General features: G+C 38.1%; 28 protein-coding genes. 15 read left to right on the top strand and 13 right to left on the bottom strand.

Annotation, left to right across the window (positions count from 1 at the left end):
* Positions 1-279: 279 nt before the first annotated feature.
* From Q4D72_RS09815 to Q4D72_RS09785, 7 genes are read left to right on the top strand one after another with little or no spacing between them, the layout of a single operon-like run.
* Positions 280-1,083 carry a hypothetical protein gene (locus tag Q4D72_RS09815; protein ID WP_303077677.1) on the top strand — a complete coding sequence of 268 codons (804 nt, stop codon included), beginning with the start codon at positions 280-282 and terminating at the stop codon, positions 1,081-1,083.
* 6 nt (positions 1,084-1,089) lie between these two features.
* Positions 1,090-1,671, top strand: a complete 582-nt coding sequence (locus Q4D72_RS09810; RefSeq protein WP_303077676.1) for a hypothetical protein — start codon at positions 1,090-1,092, stop codon at positions 1,669-1,671.
* Between the two features lie 8 nt (positions 1,672-1,679).
* Complete coding sequence (locus tag Q4D72_RS09805) at positions 1,680-2,867, top strand: hypothetical protein (RefSeq protein ID WP_303077675.1); 1,188 nt, start codon at positions 1,680-1,682, stop codon at positions 2,865-2,867.
* Positions 2,868-2,876: 9 nt separating this feature from the next.
* Positions 2,877-3,803, top strand: coding sequence for a phospholipase D family protein (locus tag Q4D72_RS09800; protein ID WP_303077674.1), 927 nt, complete (start codon positions 2,877-2,879; stop codon positions 3,801-3,803).
* Positions 3,778-4,014 carry a hypothetical protein gene (locus tag Q4D72_RS09795; protein ID WP_303077672.1) on the top strand — a complete coding sequence of 79 codons (237 nt, stop codon included), beginning with the start codon at positions 3,778-3,780 and terminating at the stop codon, positions 4,012-4,014. The genes Q4D72_RS09800 and Q4D72_RS09795 overlap by 26 nt, the downstream gene beginning before the upstream one ends.
* Before the next feature lie 21 nt (positions 4,015-4,035).
* On the top strand, positions 4,036-4,434 hold the full coding sequence (locus Q4D72_RS09790) for a site-specific DNA-methyltransferase (RefSeq protein WP_303077670.1): 399 nt from the start codon (positions 4,036-4,038) through the stop codon (positions 4,432-4,434).
* A 53-nt stretch (positions 4,435-4,487) separates the two neighbouring features.
* Positions 4,488-5,396, top strand: coding sequence for a DUF5655 domain-containing protein (locus Q4D72_RS09785; RefSeq protein ID WP_303077669.1), 909 nt, complete (start codon positions 4,488-4,490; stop codon positions 5,394-5,396).
* Between the two features lie 210 nt (positions 5,397-5,606).
* Here Q4D72_RS09785 and era read toward each other — a convergent pair whose 3' ends face one another.
* The 6 genes from era to Q4D72_RS09755 form a co-directional block, all read right to left on the bottom strand.
* Positions 5,607-6,488, bottom strand: a complete 882-nt coding sequence (era, locus tag Q4D72_RS09780; RefSeq protein WP_303077668.1) for a GTPase Era — start codon at positions 6,486-6,488, stop codon at positions 5,607-5,609.
* Between the two features lie 100 nt (positions 6,489-6,588).
* Positions 6,589-7,218: a hypothetical protein gene (locus Q4D72_RS09775; protein ID WP_303077667.1), complete on the bottom strand. Its 630-nt coding sequence runs from the start codon at positions 7,216-7,218 to the stop codon at positions 6,589-6,591.
* A gap of 31 nt (positions 7,219-7,249) precedes the next feature.
* A complete protein-coding gene (locus tag Q4D72_RS09770; RefSeq protein WP_303077666.1) occupies positions 7,250-8,068 on the bottom strand; it encodes an OmpA family protein in 819 nt (272 codons plus the stop codon).
* Positions 8,069-8,406: 338 nt separating this feature from the next.
* Positions 8,407-9,396 (bottom strand): porphobilinogen synthase, encoded by a 990-nt coding sequence (gene hemB / locus Q4D72_RS09765; protein ID WP_303077665.1) that lies wholly within the window; start codon positions 9,394-9,396, stop codon positions 8,407-8,409.
* A gap of 14 nt (positions 9,397-9,410) precedes the next feature.
* Entirely contained in the window at positions 9,411-10,262 is an 852-nt protein-coding gene (locus Q4D72_RS09760; protein ID WP_303077664.1) for a metallophosphoesterase, read from the bottom strand.
* A gap of 69 nt (positions 10,263-10,331) precedes the next feature.
* Positions 10,332-10,910, bottom strand: a complete 579-nt coding sequence (locus Q4D72_RS09755; RefSeq protein WP_303077663.1) for an alkylphosphonate utilization protein — start codon at positions 10,908-10,910, stop codon at positions 10,332-10,334.
* 76 nt (positions 10,911-10,986) lie between these two features.
* Between Q4D72_RS09755 and Q4D72_RS09750 the strand changes: the two genes are divergently transcribed.
* Positions 10,987-11,586: an SCO family protein gene (locus tag Q4D72_RS09750; RefSeq protein ID WP_303077662.1), complete on the top strand. Its 600-nt coding sequence runs from the start codon at positions 10,987-10,989 to the stop codon at positions 11,584-11,586.
* A 74-nt stretch (positions 11,587-11,660) separates the two neighbouring features.
* Here the strand turns inward: Q4D72_RS09750 and rpmA are convergent, their stop codons facing one another.
* Together rpmA and rplU are read right to left on the bottom strand one after the other, a co-directional pair.
* Positions 11,661-11,921: a 50S ribosomal protein L27 gene (gene rpmA / locus Q4D72_RS09745; protein WP_303077661.1), complete on the bottom strand. Its 261-nt coding sequence runs from the start codon at positions 11,919-11,921 to the stop codon at positions 11,661-11,663.
* Positions 11,922-11,938: 17 nt separating this feature from the next.
* On the bottom strand, positions 11,939-12,562 hold the full coding sequence (gene rplU / locus Q4D72_RS09740) for a 50S ribosomal protein L21 (protein WP_303077660.1): 624 nt from the start codon (positions 12,560-12,562) through the stop codon (positions 11,939-11,941).
* A gap of 131 nt (positions 12,563-12,693) precedes the next feature.
* On the opposite strand from rplU, the gene Q4D72_RS09735 reads away from it, so the two are divergent.
* From Q4D72_RS09735 to groL, 7 genes are all read left to right on the top strand, one after another.
* A complete protein-coding gene (locus Q4D72_RS09735) occupies positions 12,694-13,188 on the top strand; it encodes an LptE family protein (protein ID WP_303077659.1) in 495 nt (164 codons plus the stop codon).
* Positions 13,189-13,192: 4 nt separating this feature from the next.
* The gene (locus Q4D72_RS09730; RefSeq protein WP_303077658.1) at positions 13,193-14,074 is read left to right on the top strand and encodes a hypothetical protein; all 882 of its coding nucleotides are present in this window, start codon (positions 13,193-13,195) and stop codon (positions 14,072-14,074) included.
* 3 nt (positions 14,075-14,077) lie between these two features.
* A complete protein-coding gene (gene secG, locus Q4D72_RS09725; RefSeq protein WP_303077657.1) occupies positions 14,078-14,434 on the top strand; it encodes a preprotein translocase subunit SecG in 357 nt (118 codons plus the stop codon).
* 10 nt (positions 14,435-14,444) lie between these two features.
* Positions 14,445-15,167, top strand: a complete 723-nt coding sequence (locus Q4D72_RS09720; protein ID WP_303077656.1) for a DUF4241 domain-containing protein — start codon at positions 14,445-14,447, stop codon at positions 15,165-15,167.
* Between the two features lie 114 nt (positions 15,168-15,281).
* Entirely contained in the window at positions 15,282-15,560 is a 279-nt protein-coding gene (gene groES, locus Q4D72_RS09715) for a co-chaperone GroES (protein ID WP_303077655.1), read from the top strand.
* Between the two features lie 124 nt (positions 15,561-15,684).
* Positions 15,685-16,026, top strand: coding sequence for a four helix bundle protein (locus tag Q4D72_RS09710; RefSeq protein WP_368502042.1), 342 nt, complete (start codon positions 15,685-15,687; stop codon positions 16,024-16,026).
* 31 nt (positions 16,027-16,057) lie between these two features.
* Positions 16,058-17,692, top strand: a complete 1,635-nt coding sequence (groL, locus tag Q4D72_RS09705; protein ID WP_303077654.1) for a chaperonin GroEL — start codon at positions 16,058-16,060, stop codon at positions 17,690-17,692.
* Positions 17,693-17,773: 81 nt separating this feature from the next.
* Here the strand turns inward: groL and trxB are convergent, their stop codons facing one another.
* The 5 genes from trxB to Q4D72_RS09680 form a co-directional block, all read right to left on the bottom strand.
* Complete coding sequence (gene trxB / locus Q4D72_RS09700) at positions 17,774-18,718, bottom strand: thioredoxin-disulfide reductase (RefSeq protein ID WP_303077653.1); 945 nt, start codon at positions 18,716-18,718, stop codon at positions 17,774-17,776.
* A 182-nt stretch (positions 18,719-18,900) separates the two neighbouring features.
* On the bottom strand, positions 18,901-19,617 hold the full coding sequence (locus Q4D72_RS09695; protein WP_303077652.1) for a head GIN domain-containing protein: 717 nt from the start codon (positions 19,615-19,617) through the stop codon (positions 18,901-18,903).
* 13 nt (positions 19,618-19,630) lie between these two features.
* Positions 19,631-20,737: a hypothetical protein gene (locus tag Q4D72_RS09690; RefSeq protein WP_303077651.1), complete on the bottom strand. Its 1,107-nt coding sequence runs from the start codon at positions 20,735-20,737 to the stop codon at positions 19,631-19,633.
* 21 nt (positions 20,738-20,758) lie between these two features.
* Complete coding sequence (locus tag Q4D72_RS09685; protein ID WP_303077650.1) at positions 20,759-21,202, bottom strand: hypothetical protein; 444 nt, start codon at positions 21,200-21,202, stop codon at positions 20,759-20,761.
* Positions 21,183-21,737 carry an RNA polymerase sigma factor gene (locus tag Q4D72_RS09680; protein ID WP_303077649.1) on the bottom strand — a complete coding sequence of 185 codons (555 nt, stop codon included), beginning with the start codon at positions 21,735-21,737 and terminating at the stop codon, positions 21,183-21,185. The genes Q4D72_RS09685 and Q4D72_RS09680 overlap by 20 nt, the downstream gene beginning before the upstream one ends.
* Positions 21,738-21,819: the final 82 nt, after the last annotated feature.

The raw sequence follows: 21,819 nt of genomic DNA, 5'->3' as shown, positions 1-21,819 counted from the left end.
ACCCTCCGAAAAAAATCATCGTGGTGAAAGGAAAAATCGTGAATGTGGTGGTGTAACACTTTAACAAAGGTTTAAAAAATAAAATGTATCTTATAGTAAGTGCAATTTTTGGGGATAGTTTTTTTCTTCTGAATGGAAATGTAGCCCAAATGAAAAAGAGAGAAAACAAAAAAACTTTCTCTCTTCAGAAAAATGTTATTTCTTTGTCAAACAACCACATAAGGCGGTGAAGCATAAATATTTAACTTTGGTGTTAAAAGCATAAGAGCGTTCCAGATTATGAGCAACCATACGATACACAATAATTTTATAGACAATTTATTGCAATTAATTCAGAAAAGCATAGTGGATGTTTCTCTAAAGAATGATAGTTTTGTTGAATTTATGTCGCTGTTTGATAAAATAAACTACCCCAAGGATGAAATCATACTATTAAATGCCCATTATAGTTGTTCATTGTATGAAATGTTGCAATTAGATGTAGAACAATTGCAAATATTGTATGACTTTTTAATGTATATTCAATCAAATTTGCCTGATAATGAAATGGTTTTATTTGAAGAAAACCTAAATCGTGGAAAAAAAGATATCTTATGGATAATAGATATATCATCACTGCAAGCAAATATTTTCAAACACTTTAAAAAAATACAACCTCTGAAAAAGAATCAAATAATTGATAGCTATTATCGAGGACAAAATAAACAATTAGAATTATATTTTATTGATTTATTGGAGAATAAAAACTGGACAGATTTAAGCCAAGAGGAATTGTTGTTATTCTTACAGGGTGGGGATTTCTATTTTCTTAGTGAAATTGCATATTTTTTTATTTTACCTGCATGTATTAATTTGTGTATAGACTTACTGAAAAATGGAGATTATAATGATGTCCCCCTAGAGTATATATCATATTTTTTGAAAAATGCGAATATGTTTAAGAGTATAAATTCAAATGCACAATTTATTGTAAATAATTTTATAGATTTGTTATCACGACAATCTTACTATTTTTTTTCATTAGATGATTATGATTTGCAAGAATTATCTATGATTTGGGGTTCTAAGTTTCAAAATAAATAATAAAAAATGAAAGAAGAATTTGAAAAATTATGGGGGCGACCGGTTCCTGTAGAATTACGACAATTGATTGAATTTCAAGAAGAAGAATCCGATTTTGAATGCTACTCGCAAGGCTTCGGAGTTGAAACCTGCGGACGAAGCGGATTAGAAAACGGTTGGAGCGACAATCCGGACTTTTTGGCAAAACTTTATCCGTTTGCACAAGCCAACGGTTCTGGGTCCATTTATGCCATTTGGGATGATGGTTCGGGCTATCCGTTGGGGGATATGCCTGTTGTGGTATTCGGCGATGAAGGCGGCGAGTGGGTCGTGGCCCGTTATTTTTCGGAATTTTTACAACTGCTCACTTTTGATACCGAAATTATGGCACTTCCAGACTCGGCATACTTTTGGAAAGATGAAGACGAAGATGATGATTATCAAAGTGATGATGCTCAAAGATATAGAGATTGGTTCTGTGAGCATTATGATTACTTGTCGCCTGTTGATACCAACGAAGAAGCACAAGAAATTATTGATATTGCCCAACAAGAACATCAGCAAGATTTTAACAATTGGCTTGGAAGTTTTGAGATAGGAGAAGCGTAAAATATTTGGTGGAAAACAGCAAGGAATATCCACCGAAAAAAAATCATCGTGCTGAAAGGGAAAATCGTGAATGTGGTGGTGTAGGGGATTTTTATAAAATTACGGAAATGGATAATTATAAAAAAATAACATCAAATAGTGGTTTGATTTCCTTTGGGAATACAGGAGCGAGATTAAGCGACCCAAGGGCTATTTATGTCAAAATTTTATCTGCACTTGTTGAATTTAGAAAACAAAATACGAATTGGGAATTTACAGACCAGGCAAATTTTGGCAACTTACTTACAGAACTTAATGTTTTTGATATAAAAACGAATAATGTAGTAAGTTCAGATAAGGATGTTAGGGTAAAAACAGGCTTTATTTCGCAATTAGGTTTTACAACAGAAGACCGAATGGTAACAAACATAGGAAAAGAGTTGCTAAGCAATTCGCAATCTTTTGATGTTAATAGTTTTGAGATTTCAAAAGATAGCTACACCTATTTGAAACAATTTTTGAAATACCAACAGAGTGATTTTAAAATTCTCCCATTACTATCGTTAATTTATTCAGTGATTGAATTTAAAAATGAGTTGCCAATTGATTTTGTAACTTATATTTGGGCAAGTTCGCAAACGAAAGAAGAACTTGTCCAAAACATTGAAAACTATAAATTAAATTCTGATTATCGTGAGGTAGTTTATAAAGCCATTGCAAATTCTGAAAGTACAAAAACGGCACAGGAAAATATTGAATTATTTTTTAATTCTTTTGATGTTTCTTATACAGAAAATTTATCAGAACTTTTGTATGAAATTCTTCCTCACGGAAAGGGCAACAGCTTTAAAGACAAAACAATAAGATTATTTCACGATGTTTATTTATATTGGAAAAATAAAAAACAATGGAATGAACTTGAAAAAAAGAATTACATTCAAAATACGCTAAAATCACGCTATAAAGATATTTCAAGTAGGAAACCAAGCTATTATTTAGAGATTTTATTTGATACTACATCATTAAATAATTCTTCGGACTGGAATACTATAATTTCATTTTTTGAAAAAACATCTTTAATTGCGTCTCAAACAGAAAAAGATTTGATTCTAAATTTCCATATTCTGTATATGTACATCAAAAAACTATCCGTTTGCGAGGAATATAGAGATTTGAATATGAAATATTTTACTTTTTCAGAAAAAAAAGCGGCTTAAAAAGAAAAAATGGCTACCAAAATACAAATTTTATCTAATACGAATTATTCGCTTATAGATGTTCTAAAAAGCGAACTAATAGAAAGTACACAAGTTAAAATGGCTGTTGCATTTGTGAGAAGAACAGGATTAAATGAAATCCAAAAATCTCTCGATTATGCGATGAATGTTAATAATGCAAAAATTGAACTTATTGCAGGACTTGATTTTAAAACAACAGATGCAAAAACTTTATTAGCATTAAAAGAATTTGAGGATAATAATAAGAATTTTAGTTTTTATTGTTTTGGAGATAAAAGAGATAATTACAATGATTTGATATTTCATCCTAAAATTTATCTGTTTGAAACGGAACTTTCTAAGAATACAAAATACACTTCTATAATAGGTTCGTCAAACTTAACAAGTGGAGGATTAAACTCTAATTTTGAGGTTAATACAGTATTTAAGGAGGATAAACCTAAGTATTTTTCTCAATTACAAGCTATTTATAATGAAATAAAATTTACAGATAGTGTTTTTAAGCCAAGTGATGAATATATTTTTAAATACGGAAATATAAAAAAAGAAATTGATAAAAGTAAAGGATATTCTAATAAAGAAATTCAAATTGAAATTCAAGAATTAAAAAAGGAAGAGCAAAAACTACCAGGAACAATACCATCTTTAAAAAAAATTATTATAGATTTTATTTCCGTAAAAAACAAAAATGGAGTAGATACAGTATCTCTTGAAGAATTGTATGAAAAAATACCCAAAATCATTCAAGAAAAAAGTATAAAAATGAAGATGGATACAATATTCAATACTATTAGAGGGGAATTAAATAAACACGAAGAAAATAGTTCTCATAAGGACAATCAATTTCTTTTTAAAAGAGTAGGTAGGGGAATTTATAAATTAACAGAAAATGCAAAAAAATATATTGGAAGATAGCGAGGAATTATATAAAATTTTGCAACATTTAGGTGCTACTAAACCATATTTGAGTGATGGAGGGCTTTCAAAATCGGGAGAAAAATCGTATAATAAACTCGTACAGATAATTTACTCTATCGAAAAAATGGGATTTAATATAGGAGCAAATCAAATAATTGATAAAATGGATAAGTTTACAACAGAAGGAGATTTTTGTTCAAAGTGTTAAAAAAGATAAATTCATTGAATAATGGGAGGTAAATCCAAAAAATATTACTTTGATTACGAAATGGCAAAAATGATAAATGGAGGAAAGCAAATGCGAAACCTTTGGGAAATCAATGCAGAAAGACACAAAACTTCGCATCCCACAGAAAAACCTGAAACACTTTTAGAGAGAATTATATTGTTAGGGAGCAAGGAGAGAGATACTATTCTCGACCCATTTACAGGAAGTGGAACTACTGGGGTAGTTGCAAAGCGTTTAAAAAGAAATTTTGTTGGTTTTGAAATTAATTCAGACTATTTTGAAATCGCTAAAAATAGGATTGATAGTGTGAAAAGCAATAGTAAAGCGATTTATTCAGAAAAATTATTGAAACAAAATCTGGAATTGCAATCGTTTTTAGCTACAAAAGATTTTTTATAAAAATGTAGATAAAATTACGAATATTTTAAAACCAATAATAAAATGAAAAACCAATGAAAATCTATCATAAAATCAAAAATAGTTTATCCGATTTAAAGGAAATTCCCTTTAAGTTGGAACGCGACATACAGCGGTTGTTGGAGCAGAATTTGGAGCAAATCACAGGCTTGGAGTTGGTGAAATCCGAATTTTCGGTCCAGGAGCAACGCATTGATACACTGGCTTTTGATGTGGAAAGTAAGTCGTTTGTAATTATCGAGTACAAACGGTCGCACAATTACAGCGTGTTTGACCAAGGCGTGGGCTATCTGCGTACACTTTTGCAATACAAAGCCGATTTTGTGCTGGAATACAACGAAAAATTAGGCAAATCACTCAAAAAAGACGAGGTAGATTGGTCGCAAAGCAAGGTGGTTTTTGTGTCTCCTGCGTTCAATTCGCATCAGAAAAAAGCAGTGGATTTCAAGGACTTAAATATTGAACTTTGGGAAATCAAACAGTTTGAGGGCGATATTATCACTATCAACGGACTGAGAAAATCCGCTTCTGCACCAAGCGTAAAATTGTCGGTACAAAAGGAAAATTCTCAGCTTCAAGAAATTACCAAAGAGCTAAAAACCTACACCGAAAAAGATTTGCTCAACGGAAAACCCGATGAAACGCTAGAACTTTACGAAGAAATCAAACAAGCCATTCTCAATCTTTCCCCTGAAATTGAGATTGTCCCGCAGAAACATTATGTGGCATTCAAAATGGGAAAACGAAATATTTGCGATATTGAAATTCAAAAAAAAGAATTAAAGTTTTTTATAAATAAAAAATATGGCGAACTGGACGACCCTAAAAATTTGATGCAAGATGTATCCAAAAAAGGACATTTGGGCAACGGGGATTATGCAACAAAAATCACTGACCTCAAAAATGTAGAATATCTGATGAGTTTGGTAAAACAAGCGGTGTAAATCATTCTGACCCTATTCCATATGTTTTTACACCTAAAAATACGTTAATTTTTTTGAATCATCCAACGTGGAATAGGGCTAAAATTGCAATTACTTCCTGAAAACATAATTTTTAATCAAAAAACTATTTTTCAACAACATAGATACGTGTTTTTTTCAGAATAAAAAACTTTTCCTAAGCAGTCATTCATCAATTACTTCTTTTCAACCTTATTTTTCTTTATAACCAAAACGGCGCAATTGTCGTGTGCTGGAACGCCAGTCTTTGTTTACTTTCACAAAAATTTCGATATGGATTTGCTTGCCGAAAAAGGTTTCTAAATCGGTGCGGGCTTGCACCCCTACTTTTTTCAGGGCTTCACCCTTATGACCAATAATGATACCTTTTTGCGAGTCGCGTTCCACCATAATTACCGAACGGATATGAATGATTTGCTCCGATTCGGCAAAGGCTTCGGTCTCAACTTCAACGGCATACGGAATTTCCTTTTTGTAATTCAACAGAATTTTCTCACGGATAATTTCATTGACAAAAAAACGTTCAGGCTTATCGGTAAGTTGGTCTTTCGGAAAAAACGCAGGCGACTCGGGCAATAATGCAACAATTCGGTTAAAAACTTCATTAGTTTGAAAACCTTCCAAAGCCGAAATCGGAAAAATTTCAGCCTTAGGTACTTGCTCTTGCCAGTATTCCACCTGTTCTTCCAAAATTGCCTGATTTGATTTGTCAATTTTGTTAATAAGCAGAAGAACAGGCACTTTCATTCGGTTTATTTTATCAAAAAAAGCGGCGTCTTTCAGGTGTGTTTCGCCCACTTCCACCATATAAATGAGTATGTCGGCATCTTCAAAAGCGCTTTTCACAAAATCCATCATTGAATTTTGAAGCTCGTAGGCGGGTTTGATAATTCCGGGTGTATCCGAAAAAACAATCTGAAAATCATCGCCGCTGACAATACCAAAAATACGATGACGCGTGGTTTGTGCCTTCGAGGTGATGATGGATAATTTTTCACCCACAAAGGCGTTCATAAGGGTTGATTTCCCCACGTTGGGGTTACCGATGATGTTAACAAATCCTGCTTTGTGCATAAAAAGAATTTTAAGTAGCAAAGATAACCAAAAAGATTCACAAAAAAATGGTTTGCTTATTAAAAAACAAACCATTTCCTATTTATTATGAAAGATTACGCTATGAAGGCTCAACTCCTCCTACAAGGAAGTCTTGCCATTCTTTAAGTTCTTCCCATTTGCCTTGATATGCCAATTCGGCTTGGCGTGGCCACGTTCCGGGATTGTGGATAGCAAATCGGTCGCCACCTTCGGTTAAAATTTCTTTAAGACGTTCAGCCGAAGTTTCGGATAATATTTTCCAAGTAACGATGCCTCTTTCTTTAAAAAGTTCTTGAATTTTAGGTCCGATACCCTCAACGATGGTCAAGTCATCTTCTTTTATTTTTTTCCCTAAAACCAGTGCCGCTTTGGCTGCATCGAACATAAATCGTGAAACGGGCTCGACGGGTGTTTCTTGTTTCATAAATACGGGCGCTACGTTCTCAACGGCTTTTGCCTCAGCCGCTTTCAGCGCGACTTCCAACTCCTTAATTCGGGTTAGAAGGTCTGAATTTTCACGATTTTTTGCACTCAACGCATCGGTTTGGTCAGCCAATTCTTTTTCAAGGCGGCTGCGTTTTTGCTCGCACTCATCCAAAGCATCATTTTTTGTACATTGATTTGTTTTTGGGGAACACATTCTGCCAAGCAGATATCCCAACAAGGCACAAATAAGCCCCACAATGATAGGTATAATCCAACAAAACATATCGATTTCTTTTTATTTAGTTATTAATTTTTTATTTTAATGTAATTTCAACTCGTCGGTTTTCAGCACGCCCCTCTTGAGTTTTATTGCTTGCAATGGGCTTGTCAGGCCCCTGCGATGTGGCTTCAAGTACTGCCTCATCAAAGTTATTTTTTTGCAAATACAACTTAACAAAATCGGCTCGTTCTTGCCCCAAACGCACGTTTGATGTGCGTTTGCCTACATTGTCGGTATGCCCGACAACTAGCACTTTGGCATCGCTCACTTGGGTAACGTAATTGTTTAATTGAGCAACACGATTCCGTTCTTCTTCATTGAGATTGATGTGTGCCTCACCGGTTTCAAAATACAACCGAATCGGATTTTTTCGCAGTTCGGCGGCAAAAGCCTCTAACTTTTCTTTTTCTTGCAAAAGTGCATCTTCCGAAACCTGACTCACTTGGAAAAGCGTTGCCCAAACAGGTGCGTTGGTTTGTGATAAATCAGCATCTGCCAGTCTGTCAGCAATTTTGATTTGTTGCGACGGAAAACCTTTCTTTTCAAGATAGCTCTTCACGGCATTGGCTCGTGCCAAACCGATGGTTGGAAACAAAGACGGATTGGGTTCTTCCTTTGAATATAACCCAATGATTTCAAGCACTTTGAAAGGATTTTCAGCAAAATGAACCCTTGCTTGCTCAACCAGTGGCGCTAACGCGTCTGATATAGGTTGATGAATTTCATACGAATCCTTCATAAACAGGAAGTTATCGGCGTGCTGTACCTGCAACGGCTCTGAAACGATTGCAAAACCTTCAAGCGGTGTTTTTTCAGGTGTTTCCACAACCGGAACCACCACTTCTGTAATCATGTCTTGTTTTTGGCAACTTGTTTCACAGCAAGAACAGCAAAGCCAATATTGCAACAAAGCCCCAATAACCAATGTTATCAGAATTGCAATTAAATACGAAGTTCTTTTCATAATCAAGTAATTAATATATTCACGTGGCAAATTAAAGAAATATGTGTGAATAAAACAATGACATTTTTGCGTAACATCTGCTGAACATCAGCTTTTTATACGCAAAAAACAAACATAAGATACTAATATTCAATAACTTGACATAAAAAATAAAGTTACAAAATTAATTGCAACTTTAACATTTAATTATATAATTTTTAACTATTTACACTATGTAAACACGTTAATTATCCGATTAATTTGGCTACATCTTTGGCAAAATACGAAGCAATCAAATCAGCACCCGCCCTTTTGATGGCAACGGTTTGTTCAAGCATTACGGCATCGTGGTTGAGCCAGCCTTTTTCGGCAGCGGCTTTAATCATTGCGTATTCACCGGAAACTTGATAGACCGACACGGGTACTTCCGACATATTTTTAACCTCACGAACAATGTCCAAGTAACACAATCCCGGTTTAACCATCACAATATCAGCCCCCTCTTCAATGTCCATTCGGGTTTCTCTGATGGCTTCCAATCGGTTGTGATAGTCCATTTGATACGTTTTTTTGTCCTTCGGAATGTTTTGAGCATCAACGGGCGCACTGTCAAGCGCATCACGGAAAGGTCCGTAAAATGCCGAAGCATATTTAGCACTATAAGCCATAATTCCCACATTTACAAATTTTTCATTCTCCAACGCTTCACGAATGCTGAGAACACGTCCGTCCATCATATCGCTTGGCGCCACGAAATCAGCACCCGCCTCGGCGTGTGAAACACTCATCCGACAGAGAGCATCAACCGTAACGTCATTACTGATTTGTCCGTTTTCGATAATTCCGTCGTGCCCGTACACGGAATACGGGTCAAGTGCCACATCGGTCATTACAAGCATTTGCGGAACGGCATTTTTCACGGTTTTGATAGCGCGCTGCATCAATCCGTTGGGGTTTGTGGCTTCCTTTCCGGTATTGTCTTTCAGATTATCCGGAACTTTCACAAAAAGCAGTACCGATTTTAAGCCAAGCGCCCACAAATCTTTCACTTCTTTTTCCAAAAAATCCAAACTATATCGGAAGTAATTGGGCATCGAAGGGATTTCTTCCTTGACGCCTTTACCCTCCACAACGAACAACGGAACGATAAAATCATCGGGGGAAAGCACGGTTTCACGCACCAAACTGCGCACCGATTCGGTAACTCTAAGTCTTCTATTTCTTCTTAACGGATACATTTTTAGTTTGTAAATTAAGTTATTTCTTTTTCAAGTTCAAAAATCGTAATTTCAGGACGCACATTGAATCGCACTTTTAGCGAATGCCCCAAAGCGCGGTTGATATAGAGGGTTCTGCCTTCCGAAAGATGGAATTTTCCGGCGGTGTACGTTTTGTTGCGCACGGGCAACACCGGTGGCGGTAAAAAAGGCGGTTTGCACTGCCCTCCGTGAGTGTGCCCCGAGAGAATCCAACCCTGATGGTCATTCCATATATCCAAATCACACGCGTCCGGATTATGACAAAGCACGATATTGGCTTTTGTGTTATCATACGTTTTGAAGGCTTTTTCGGCATCGAGTTTTTTAGCCCAAAGGTCATCTAAACCGGTAAAAACCAATCCGTTTACTTCAAAAGACTCATTACGAAGCACTTGAATTTTTTCTGCGGAAAAAATCTGACAAATATTGTCTGCCACATCGGGATCTGCCCAACCTATGCCATAATCGTGATTTCCTAAAATGGCGATGGTTGCATAAGTTCCTTTCACGCTGTTTTTTATCACGGTTTGCAATTGTTCATACAACACTTCGCCTTCGGAAACAGTTATATAATCACCGGTATAAACCACAAAATCAGGATTATATCGCTTTGCTTTTTGCAAAGATTCTATCAAATAATTTGTCGAAACGCGACTACCGCTATGCAAATCACTAATTTGCATCAAGGTTTTGCCCACAAGGGTGTCAGACAGGTTTTTAACCGGCATTTTAACACGCACAAATTCAAGCCAATGCGGTTCAATTTGCCAGGTGTACAACCCCGTCAGAGCAGTAATGCCCACAGCACCCAAAAAACTCTTTTTGATAAAACTTCTTCGATTCATTTTAATTGTAACAAACGCAAAAGAACGGCAATTTTTGTGCCATTTTTCAGTTGGTTATAAAAAAGAATGCTATACTTTTTTAACGTATTGAGTTACAATCACAATTTGTTGTCCATCTACTTTTCCTTCGATGTATTGTGCATTTTCACGGTCTAACGAGATTTTACGCACGATTGTCCCTTGTTTGGCAACCATACTTGAACCCTTCACTTTCAAGTCTTTAATCAACACTACATTATCACCGGCTTGAAGCACGGCGCCGTTACTATCACGGTGGATAACTTTTTCGCTTTCGTCCAAATGGTCATTTGAGGCTTTGGCAAAAGCAAGTTCTTCATCGTCTAAATACATCATATTGAGCAAATCAAGCGACCAACCTTCGTTTTTCAAACGGTTAAGCATACGCCAAGCAACGACTTTCACGGGGGTATGTTCACTCCACATACTGTCGTTCAGGCAACGCCAATGATTGCTGTCGGGCTGAGTTGTGCCTTCAATTTGTGAAATACAGGTTTTGCAAGCCAGCAGACTTCCGTCCAACCCGCCTGCACCCACCGGAGGCACTTCGTAGATTGCTAAATCATTGGTGGCGCTGCACAATTCACACGTATTTCCGCTTCGTTTTTGTAATTCTTGAAGTAAATTCATTTGAAATTTTTTATTATCTTTGCAAAGTTACATCTTTCCGAAAAGAATGACAAAAAGAAGTTAAATAAATTTAATTATGACAAAAAAAAATCACATTTTAGGACTTTTATGCTCACTATTTTTCCTAATCGGATGCTCTGATTCTAAATTGGTTACCATAGGAAAAGCGCCACAATTTTCATTTACGAATCAGCACAAGCAAACCATTTCCAACAAAGATTATGAAGGAAAGGTGTACGTGGTGGAATTTTTCTTCACCTCCTGCCCCACCATCTGCCCGATAATGACCTCAAATATGGTTAAGGTTCAAAACGCTTTTGAAGGAAAAAACGTTGGTTTTGCTTCGTTTACCATCAATCCTGAGCACGACACACCCGAAGTTTTGAATGAATATGCTAAAAAACAGGGAATTACAAGTCCACACTGGCATTTACTAACGGGCGATGAAAAGGCGATTTACGATTTGGCCAACAACGGATTCAACCTGCACGCACAAAACACAGCCCAAGGCGAAGACGGATTTGAGCATTCGGGCTTGTTTGCTTTGATTGACCAAAAAGGGAACATCGTTTCACGAAAGGACGCCAACGGAACGCCTTTGATTTACTACAACGGTCTGGATAACAATCAAGTACAAATGCTTATTGAAGATATCGATTTATTGCTAAAACCATAACATATGGTTCAAATTAAAACATAAAAAAAGAGCATCAAAATGATGCTCTTTTTCCCTTTAAAAATAATGTTTAACTATGCTTCAAACGGAACGATTGAAACGAATGATTTATTGTTTTTCTTTTTCTGAAACTTCACAATTCCGTCAATTTTAGCGTGTAACGTATGATCTTTACCAACGTATACATTTTCGCCTGCGTTATGTTGCGTTCCTCTTTGTCTTACGATAATATTACCGGCGATGGCAACTTGCCCGCCATAAATTTTCACTCCCAATCGTTTGGAGTGCGATTCTCTACCGTTCTTCGAACTACCGACACCTTTCTTATGAGCCATTTCTTTTCTGTTTTAAATTATTTTACAATACCTCCATTAAGTTCGTCTTGCCATTTTTTGAGTTCGTCCCACTTTCCGTCGGCTGCCAATTGTGCCTGTGCCGCCCAAGTTTGCGGGTCTAAATGTGCCAAGTTTGAACTTGCTTCTGTTAAAATAGTTTTGATTTCGTCAGCTGATTTTTTAGCCAATTTAGCAAATGTATCAACACCTGCGTTTACAAGGGCTTCGGCAGCTTTGGGTCCGATACCTTCAACTTTTTTCAAATCATCGGCTTTGGCAGGTTTTGCTGCTTTTTCCTCTTTTTTCTCGGTTTTAGCAGGCTTTGCCCCTGATGCGATGATGTTTTCAATAAGGATTTCGGTTAAATATTGTCTGTGACCGTTTTTAACTTTGTACCCTTTGCGTCTTTTCTTTTTGAAAACGATAACTTTATCGCCTTTCAAATGTTTTACCACTTTGGCTTCAACCGAAGCTCCGTTTATAGCGGGGGCGCCGATTGTGATGCTTCCGTTGTTGTCCAAAAGAAGAACGTTGTTAAACGCAACTTTCTCTCCTTCTTGATTTTGCAAACGATGAACAAACACTTTTTGGTCTTTGCTAACTTTAAATTGTTGCCCTGCTATCTCTACAATTGCATACATAGCTTTACTTTTTTAATGCGTTAAATTTTGGGCGCAAAACTACAACTTTTTTCGTAAATCACAAACTTATTTTAAAAAATTTTGCAGTTTCAAAAAAAACATTTACCTTGCGAAACTTTTTTACTTCATCGATGAAAAAATATTTTTGTTACATCCTATTAATAACGGCAGCAACAAGTTGCGGGATTTACAACTTCACGGGCGGAAGCACCGGAAACGCCAAAACGTTTCAAGTGAACTTTTTTCGCAACGATGCGCCTTTGGTGGAACCGGGTTTGGACAGGGATTTCACCCTAGCCTTGCAGGATTTGATAAACAACCAAACCAATCTATCACTAACCGACCGCAACGGCGACTTGGTCTATGAAGGTGAAATTGTGGAGTTTACCATCGCACCAATGACGGCGACCGCACAGCAAACCGCCGCACAAAACCGCCTGACCATTGGCGTAAACGTGCGTTTTACTAATAATGTTGAAGAAAATAAAGATTTCGAGAAACGTTTTTCATTTTACTATGACTATCCGGGCTCAACGCAATTGAGCTCCATCAAAGGAACTGCCTTTGCCGAAATTTTTGAACGCATCACCCAAGATATTTTTAACGCCTCATTAGCCGATTGGTAATCGTATGACTGTAAAAGAATTTGTTGAAATACTAAAAAATCCGTACGTTGTCAGTGAGGAACAGGCGCGCGAGTTGGACAATATCGTGCAGGAATACCCTTATTTTCAGGCGGCACGGGTACTGCAACTCAAAGTGCTTCATTCCGAAGGCAACTATCGGTATAACAAAGCCTTAAAACTGGCTGCGGTTCACGTTTTAGACCGCTCGGTGCTGTACGATTTCATACACTCAAAGGCGGTGGTGCGCGATGTTTCGGTTTTGCAGCAAGAACTCAATGAAATTAAAAAAGCGGTGCAACGGCAAGAAATCAAAAAGGAAAGTTTTTCGATTCCGAATACCAATTATGTGATGCCGCCCACTTTTTCTGCGCCGCAAATTCCGAAACCTATTTTTGAAGAAGATATTTTTTCGGAAAAATTTATCAAGCAGGGCGACATTGAGTCCATTATGGTGTACAAGGAAGAAATAATGCCCGAAACACCACGTGAAAAATCAGGTGAACGCCACGACATTGTACTGGGCAACAAGGTTGAGTCCATCTCGGAATGGCTGACTAACATTTCAACTGATGAAGGAAGCCAATCGGCTGATTATAAAAACAGTAAGGTAGCCGAAAAATTCAAATTAATCGACAAATTTTTGGAAGCCAACCCCAAAATTGAACCCGCACGCGACAATGTTCCGAGCGTTAATTTAGCCAATGAAGTCAAAACCGACCCGCATCAATTAATGACCGAAACGCTGGCGCAAGTGTACGTAAAACAACGCAAATATAAGCAGGCAATTCAGGCTTATGAAATATTAATTTTGAAAAATCCGGAAAAAAGTGCTTACTTTGCAACCCAAATACAAAATATTAAAAATTTACAGCAAAATAATTTATAAGAAATGACAGCATTTAACATTTTTATGATTCTTATCGTAGTAGTTTGTCTGCTACTTGCTTTGGTAATTATGGTTCAAAACCCGAAAGGTGGCGGGCTTTCGTCTTCCTTCGGCGGAAACACCCAAGTGGTGGGAGGCGTTAAGAAAACGGGCGACTTTTTGGAGCGCAGCACTTGGACGTTCGCAACGCTTTTGGCAGTGCTTATCATCGTTGCCAACTCGTTGTTATTGCCCAGTTCAGGCGCAAATAGCGATTCCAAACTATTGGAAGGAGCAGCACCTGCCCCTACCGATGTTCTAAACACACCGGCTAACACCAACGGACAACCTGCACCAACAGCTACCGGAACTACAAACTAATGTTACAACAATGAGTGATTGGCTAAAAACATATCAAGATAAAACCGAATATTTGTCCGAACCCTATGATTTCAACATCTATTTTAAAGAAAAGGAAATCAATGGACGGGCAGTTTCCCTGTTGGAAATCGGCGAAGTGAACGTACCTACGGGCGAAGTTTTCGTGTGTGACCCGTTAACGTTTTTAACCCGCGACCAAAAGCCCTACTTTTTAAAAACACCTATCGGGAAGTTTCCATTGACGATTGTGGTAGTTGAAGTTGAAGAAAATCATCATCGGTATGTGGGCTTTCGAGTGAAATTTTCTGACAAAGAAGCTATATCTTACAAGCTGGCTCTCAAAGGCGATGAAGATTTAGCCTCAATGGAAATGGGTGAGTTCTTCGGATTTAATGTAGATGCAGGCTTGGCAACGTTTGTAGATGTAAAGACTCGCGATGCTTTTTGCGATTTTGAAGAAAAATGGCATCGTGAAAACAGTGAAGCCAGTAATATCTACGATGATTTTTTTGCAGCCCTTTTTGCGAAAAACGCTCGTAATAATCCAAAATTTCAGCGTGAATACGGCGATTGGATTTTATTTCAAATTCCTGATACGGAATTAAGTGTACCGATGATTCAGAGTGGATTCGGTGACGGCACATATCCCGCATATTTCGGCTTTGATAGCCAAGGAGCAATTTGCGAACTTTTCGTTGAATTTATCGACGCCACACTCCCCGAGGAGGAATAATTTTCTATCAAATACCTGCCAAAAAGTCAGTTTTAAGGTTTTGGCATAGTTTTTAACGAGTGTAGAACAGACGTTTAAAATAAAGAAACAACTAAATAATAAATACAATAATTTATGGCAAAAGTAAACATTAAGCCTTTGGCTGACAGAGTATTAATTGAGCCTGCGGTAGCGGAAACCACTACGGCATCGGGCATTATCATTCCTGACACGGCAAAAGAAAAACCGCAAAAAGGCACAGTCGTAGCCGTTGGAGCCGGAACTAAAGACAATCCCGTTACCCTAAAAGCGGGCGATGTAGTCCTTTACGGAAAATACGCAGGAACTGAACTTAAACACGACGGAAAAGATTATCTTATTATGCGTGAAAGCGACGTTTTGGCGGTGATTTAGTAGCGGTAGGCTATTGGGCTATACGGCCGCCTGCTTTAAGCAAATGAAGCTAAGTTGCCTATCCTATAATGAATTACAATGAGAGATTTCAAAAAATATGATGTTTGGCATCTGAGTCATCAATTTGCTTTGGATATTTACAAAATCATTTCCAAAGGAAGAACTTTTTGGTATTACGAGTCAGATTAGGAGAGCTTCCGTTTCTGTACCGACCAATATTGCAGAAGGCTGTGGAAGAGAATCAGATAAAGAATTTAATTATTTTTTAAACATTTCTTTGGGTTCAGCCAGTGAGTGCGAGTATCTTCTTTTAGTATCAAAAGATTTGAATCTCATTAATTTAGAATCATTTTCAAAATTAGAAAAACAAGTAAAAAATATAAAAATTAAAATTCACAAGCTCAGAAAGGCAATACGCACCAACATAGCTAAAACGGACGAAGTCCAAAAAGCTAATGGCGAGTAGAACTCAGATAGCTTGTAAAAACAAAAACAAAATGGCAAAAGAAATTAAATTTGATATAGAAGCCCGCGAAGGTTTAAAGCGTGGCGTTGATGCGTTGGCAAACGCGGTGAAAGTAACTTTGGGTCCCAAAGGACGTAACGTAATCATCAGTAAATCATTTGGTTCGCCTCACATTACCAAAGACGGAGTTACCGTAGCGAAAGAGGTGGAACTGGAAGACGCTCTTGAAAATATGGGAGCTCAAATGGTAAAGGAAGTCGCTTCAAAAACCAATGATTTGGCAGGTGACGGAACAACCACCGCAACCGTTTTGGCACAAGCCATCGTAAAAGAAGGATTGAAAAACGTTGCCGCCGGAGCGAATCCGATGGATTTAAAACGCGGAATTGACAAGGCGGTTTCAAAAATCGTTGAAAATTTGGCAAAACAAGCCAAAGAAGTTGGGTCTTCTTCCGAGAAAATCCGTCAAGTAGCTTCCATTTCGGCAAATAACGACGACACCATCGGTGATTTAATCGCTACCGCTTTTGAAAAAGTAGGAAAAGAGGGCGTAATCACTGTGGAAGAAGCCAAAGGAACTGATACTTACGTAGATGTGGTGGAAGGAATGCAGTTCGACAGAGGATATCTTTCTCCGTATTTCGTAACCGATTCAGAGAAAATGGTTGCCGAGTTGGACAGACCTTACATCTTGTTGTACGACAAAAAAATCTCTACAATGAAAGATTTATTGCCTGTGTTAGAGCCTGTTGCTCAGTCAGGTAAACCACTCTTAATCATTGCAGAAGACATCGACGGAGAAGCATTGGCAACTTTGGTAGTAAATAAATTGAGAGGAACTTTACGCATCGCTGCCGTAAAAGCCCCCGGGTTTGGTGACCGCAGAAAAGCAATGTTGGAAGACATCGCCATTTTGACAGGCGGAACCGTAATCGCCGAAGAACGCGGATTTACCCTTGAAAATGCCACTATCGAAATGTTAGGAACGGCTGAAAAAGTTTCTATCGACAAAGATAACACCACGATTGTAAACGGAGCAGGTGAGGCTGAGCAAATCCAAGCTCGCGTAAACCAAATTAAGGCTCAAATCGAGGTAACTACTTCGGATTATGACCGTGAGAAATTGCAAGAGCGTTTGGCGAAATTGTCAGGCGGTGTGGCGGTTCTTTACGTAGGAGCTGCTTCGGAAGTGGAAATGAAAGAGAAAAAAGACCGTGTTGATGATGCTCTTCACGCCACGCGTGCCGCCGTTGAAGAAGGAATCGTTGCCGGTGGAGGAATTGCATTGCTTCGTGCCAAAGCCGTATTAGCGAAAATTAAACCCGTAAACGCCGACGAAGCTACGGGAATCCAAATTGTAGCGAAATCTTTGGAAGCTCCATTGAGAACGATTGTGGAAAATGCCGGCGTTGAAGGTTCGGTAGTTGTAGCCAAAGTAAGCGAAGCATCGCGTGATACGTACGGATACAACGCTAAAACAGACCAATACGCCGATATGTTCAAAGCAGGAATCATTGACCCTAAGAAAGTTACGCGTGTAGCTTTGGAAAACGCAGCTTCTGTGGCGGGAATGATTCTGACAACAGAATGTGCTTTGGTAGATATTAAAGAAGAAAAAGGTGCCGCGATGCCTCCGATGGGTGGCGGAATGCCCGGAATGATGTAAAATTTCATTCATAATATAAATTTAATCAATAAAAAACTGCCCTCTTTCGAGGGCAGTTTTTTTATTGGCACGACACTAATTTTATTCAAGTGTCATTAAATATTTTTCGGCATCCAAAGCAGCCATACAACCCGAGCCTGCGGCGGTAATTGCCTGACGGTAACGACTATCGGCGGCATCTCCGGCTACGAAAACACCTTTGACGTTGGTCAGGGAAGTTCCCGGAACGTTTTTAATGTAGCCCACTTCATCAAGGGTAATAAAATCTTTGAAAACATCAGTGTTTGGTTTGTGTCCGATGGCTACGAAAAAGCCGGTAATCGGGATTTCAAACACCTCATTTGTTTTATTATTTCGGGCTTTTAAAGCGGTTACTACCTGTCCGTCACCCAAAATTTCTTCGGTTTCAGTGTTTAGAAGCACCTCAATATTAGGCGTTTTAAGCACGCGTTCTTTCATAATTCGGGAAGCACGGAACTCATCACGGCGCACCAACATTGTTACCTTCTCACAGATATTCGACAAATAAAGAGCCTCTTCACAAGCGGAATCGCCCGCCCCTACGATGGCAACTTTTTGTTTTCGGTAGAAAAATCCGTCGCAAACGGCACAAGCCGAAACGCCACCTCCGGTTTGCAAATAATGTTGCTCGGAAGGCAAGCCCAAATACTTGGCAGATGCCCCCGTGGCGATGATTACGGTTTGTGCGTGGATTTCTTTTTCGCCATTAATCCACACTTTGTGAGGCGTTTGCGAAAAATCTACTTTGGTTACCCAGCCATTTCGGATTTCTGCCCCGAAACGTTCGGCTTGTTGTTGAAGTTCCATCATCATTGCCGTTCCGGTGATTCCGTTGGGATATCCGGGGAAGTTTTCAACCTCATTGGTGGTTGTGAGTTGCCCTCCGGGTTGCTCGCCCTGATACAAAACGGGATTCATATTGGCACGCGATGCATAGATGGCGGCGGTGTATCCTGCGGGACCTGAACCAATTATCAGGCATTTAATTTTTTCTATTTCTGCCATTGTGCTATGTTTTTGAATTTAACCCTACAAAGATACTAATTTTAATTGAAAAGACAAAAGTTGTGCTAAATTACGGATAATTCAGGTAACGTACAAAACAATAAAAACACCTTCATTGTATTGTGCTTTTTAAGGCAGAAAATATTTCACACACATAAACCTATAATAATCAGTCAGATATATTATTTGAAGTTGATGTCGCCACTTCCAACCACTTGGGAGTCTTGTTTTTTAGGCTTTCCGTATATCGAAATATCGCCACTTCCGGTCATACGGGCTTTTACTGCTTCTTGTGCATATACCGAAATATCACCCGAACCATCTAATTGAATATCAGCTATTTTGGCTTTCAGTTTTTCAGCATCAATATCACCCGAGCCGGAAAGTCCGGCTTTCAGATGGTGTGCGGTTCCCATCACGTTGAGGTCGCCACTGCCCATCAATTCTAAATTCAAATTATTGGCTGACAAATTTACCTGCATATCACCCGAACCGTTCAGGTAACAATCAAAAGTATCAACAGTTAGTTTGTTTTTCAAATAAACTTCGCCCGAGCCTATCAGCGAAATTTTATTTAGACTTTGATTTACAGCAGCATATATTTTTACTTTATGTTTAGTCACATAATTAACACCGCTTTTAATCTCCACAATAAGTGCATCGTTTTGCACCGATGTCAAGATGTAAGGTTCCAGATTATCAGAAGTTTCGATGCGAATTTTTCCAACCTCACCTTCGGATAAAATAAGCGTAAACGGACTTTTGTTAATCACTTGATTATAAGCCCCTACACTTCGTTCTTTACTGATGATGTTGCCGTTATCTTTAACGGTTTTTATCGATTTTTGTGCGTAACTCACTGAAAAAGTGAGCAATAAAATAATAGCTATTTTTTTCATTGTATGATTGTTTTTAAAATTCGTTTACCTTTACCCCTCCAAAAGAAGAATTGATTTTCAGTGTATTACCTCCCTTTCCTTTGGTTCCGCTGATGAAGCTGCTTATGTTGCCGATATTCTTTTTGTCATAAGGCAAATTGGCAGGAAGCTGTGGCTTGGAAAATGAGTTGGAAAATTCATATGAAAATTCCCAATCTTTATGATAACCAATTGAAATAGAAGTATATGCTCCATCAATTGTCAGTGAATTTACACTTGGAGCAATCCCTCTGACCGACAAGTTTCCATATTTTGATGAAATCGTTGCTTGCTTGCTTAACGCATTTATTTTCAGATTTGTATATGCACTATGCGCTGAAAGCGATGCCGCTTTTTCTACCGTGAGATTACCGTACTTACAATGGGCATCAATTTGAGATACTTCACTGATTTTCAATGTTGTATAATCCATTGATAATTTGATAAATTGTGCTTTTTCCACCGAAATAGTCGAATAATCGCCGTCGAGATATAATTTCTGAATCTCGGTTATTTGCGTATTGGGGCTGTAATTCAGTTGCAAACGAGCCTCGGCATTAATTTTTTCAAGATTTACCGAGCCGTATGACGCATTGATTTTCAGCTCACTATCGGTTTTGTTCAGAAAAATATCACCATATTGACTTTCGAGCGAAATTTTGGTTTTTGTGGGTAACGAAATGGTGTAATCAATTCGAATGCTTACGGAAGTATTTGATTTCCAGAACTTTTTTACAAAAGAAGAAGAGCTGCTCTGAATCAAGGTTTTAGCCGAAACTGCACTTCCCTTTTGCGAAAAATCAATTGAAATATCTTTTAGGCGTTCTTTGGCACGGTCGGCGTCATCACTGCTGGTTTTGACAGTCACGTCTATTTTGATGGTTTTCAGATTGTCATCAGCCACAAGGGTTATTGTTCCGTATTTGTTTGATACAAAAAGAGATGGCAAATCACTGACATTGAATGTTTTGTTTTCTTTTTTGGTTTCGGTGTATTTGTGTTGAACAAAAGGCGTATTTGCCAAAACATTTGTGGCTATTAACCAAAATAGAACCCAAAGAAAATGTTTTTGTTGTCGGAAAATAGATTGTAATACATTCATAACGTTCTGTTTACGATTAATTTATAACGATGCGGTAATCACATCATTTGAGAATTTAATTTGCGTATCAAAATTAACAATCATTGCGGCAAGCAGGTGTTGATTTTGTCCGTTTTTGATAATTTCCCGCCGAAGTTCTTGATAATTTTGGTTCATTTTTTCGAGCTGCGTTAGTGCATCTTGGGCAATGTCTTGATTTTCTAAATCTCTGATAGCCTGAATGTTTTGCTGTATTAAGGGCAAATAATACTGTTCGGACTGATAAGCCGTGGGCGACGCTTTTTCGAGAGAATCACCGTTAAACGAACTGATTGTCAGCAGCAACGCCAACGAAGCGGCAACGGCAGTTACCAGATAAAAAATTCGCTTGTTGCGTTTTTTGTTTTTGGCACGACGCAGTTTTTGCGAGAATCGCTGTTGATGTCCATCGGGAAGTTCATATATGTCAAAAATTGTTTTGTTCATTTTTAATCGTTTTAATCGTTTGTTTTAGAGCGGTTTTGGCTCGTGAAATAGAGGTTCGGCAATTGGCGTCGGTGAGGTTCAATATTTGGGAAATTTCTTGATTATCAAACCCTTCAATGAGCGATAGGTTCAAAATAACGCGCTGTTTTTCGGGTAGTTTTCCTAAGGCGTAAAGCAGTATTTTTATTTCTTCTTCTTGGAAATCCCACGTTTCTTGCAGGTTGTCATCTTCTTGATTGTCAATAAAATATTCTGTTGGCAAATACTTTTTTTCTTTCCGCATAATCATCAGGGTTTCATTGATAACGATGCGTTTGAGCCACGCCCCGAAACTACTTTCATTACGAAACGAATTGAGCATCGAAAAGGCTTTGATGAACGCCTCTTGGGTGGCATCTTCGGCTTGGTCGGCACGCTGCAACATCCGCAAAGCCGTGTTGTACATTGCTTTGGCATACTGCTCGTAAACAGTGGTTTGCGCTTTGGTGTTGCCCCGTTTACAGGCTTCGATTATGTCGTTTTCGATGTCGGTCAAAGTGTTCGTTTTATGTAAAGATGTAGCAAAACGAAGAATGTTACAAATTTTGGAAAGTTTTTTTAACTATTTAGGAGATTAC

Source organism: Capnocytophaga sp., from assembly GCF_030532915.1.
Taxonomy (GTDB): Bacteria; Bacteroidota; Bacteroidia; order Flavobacteriales; family Flavobacteriaceae; genus Capnocytophaga.
Note: the sequence above shows the minus strand (reverse complement) of the source record. Positions and strands in the feature narration are given on the sequence as shown.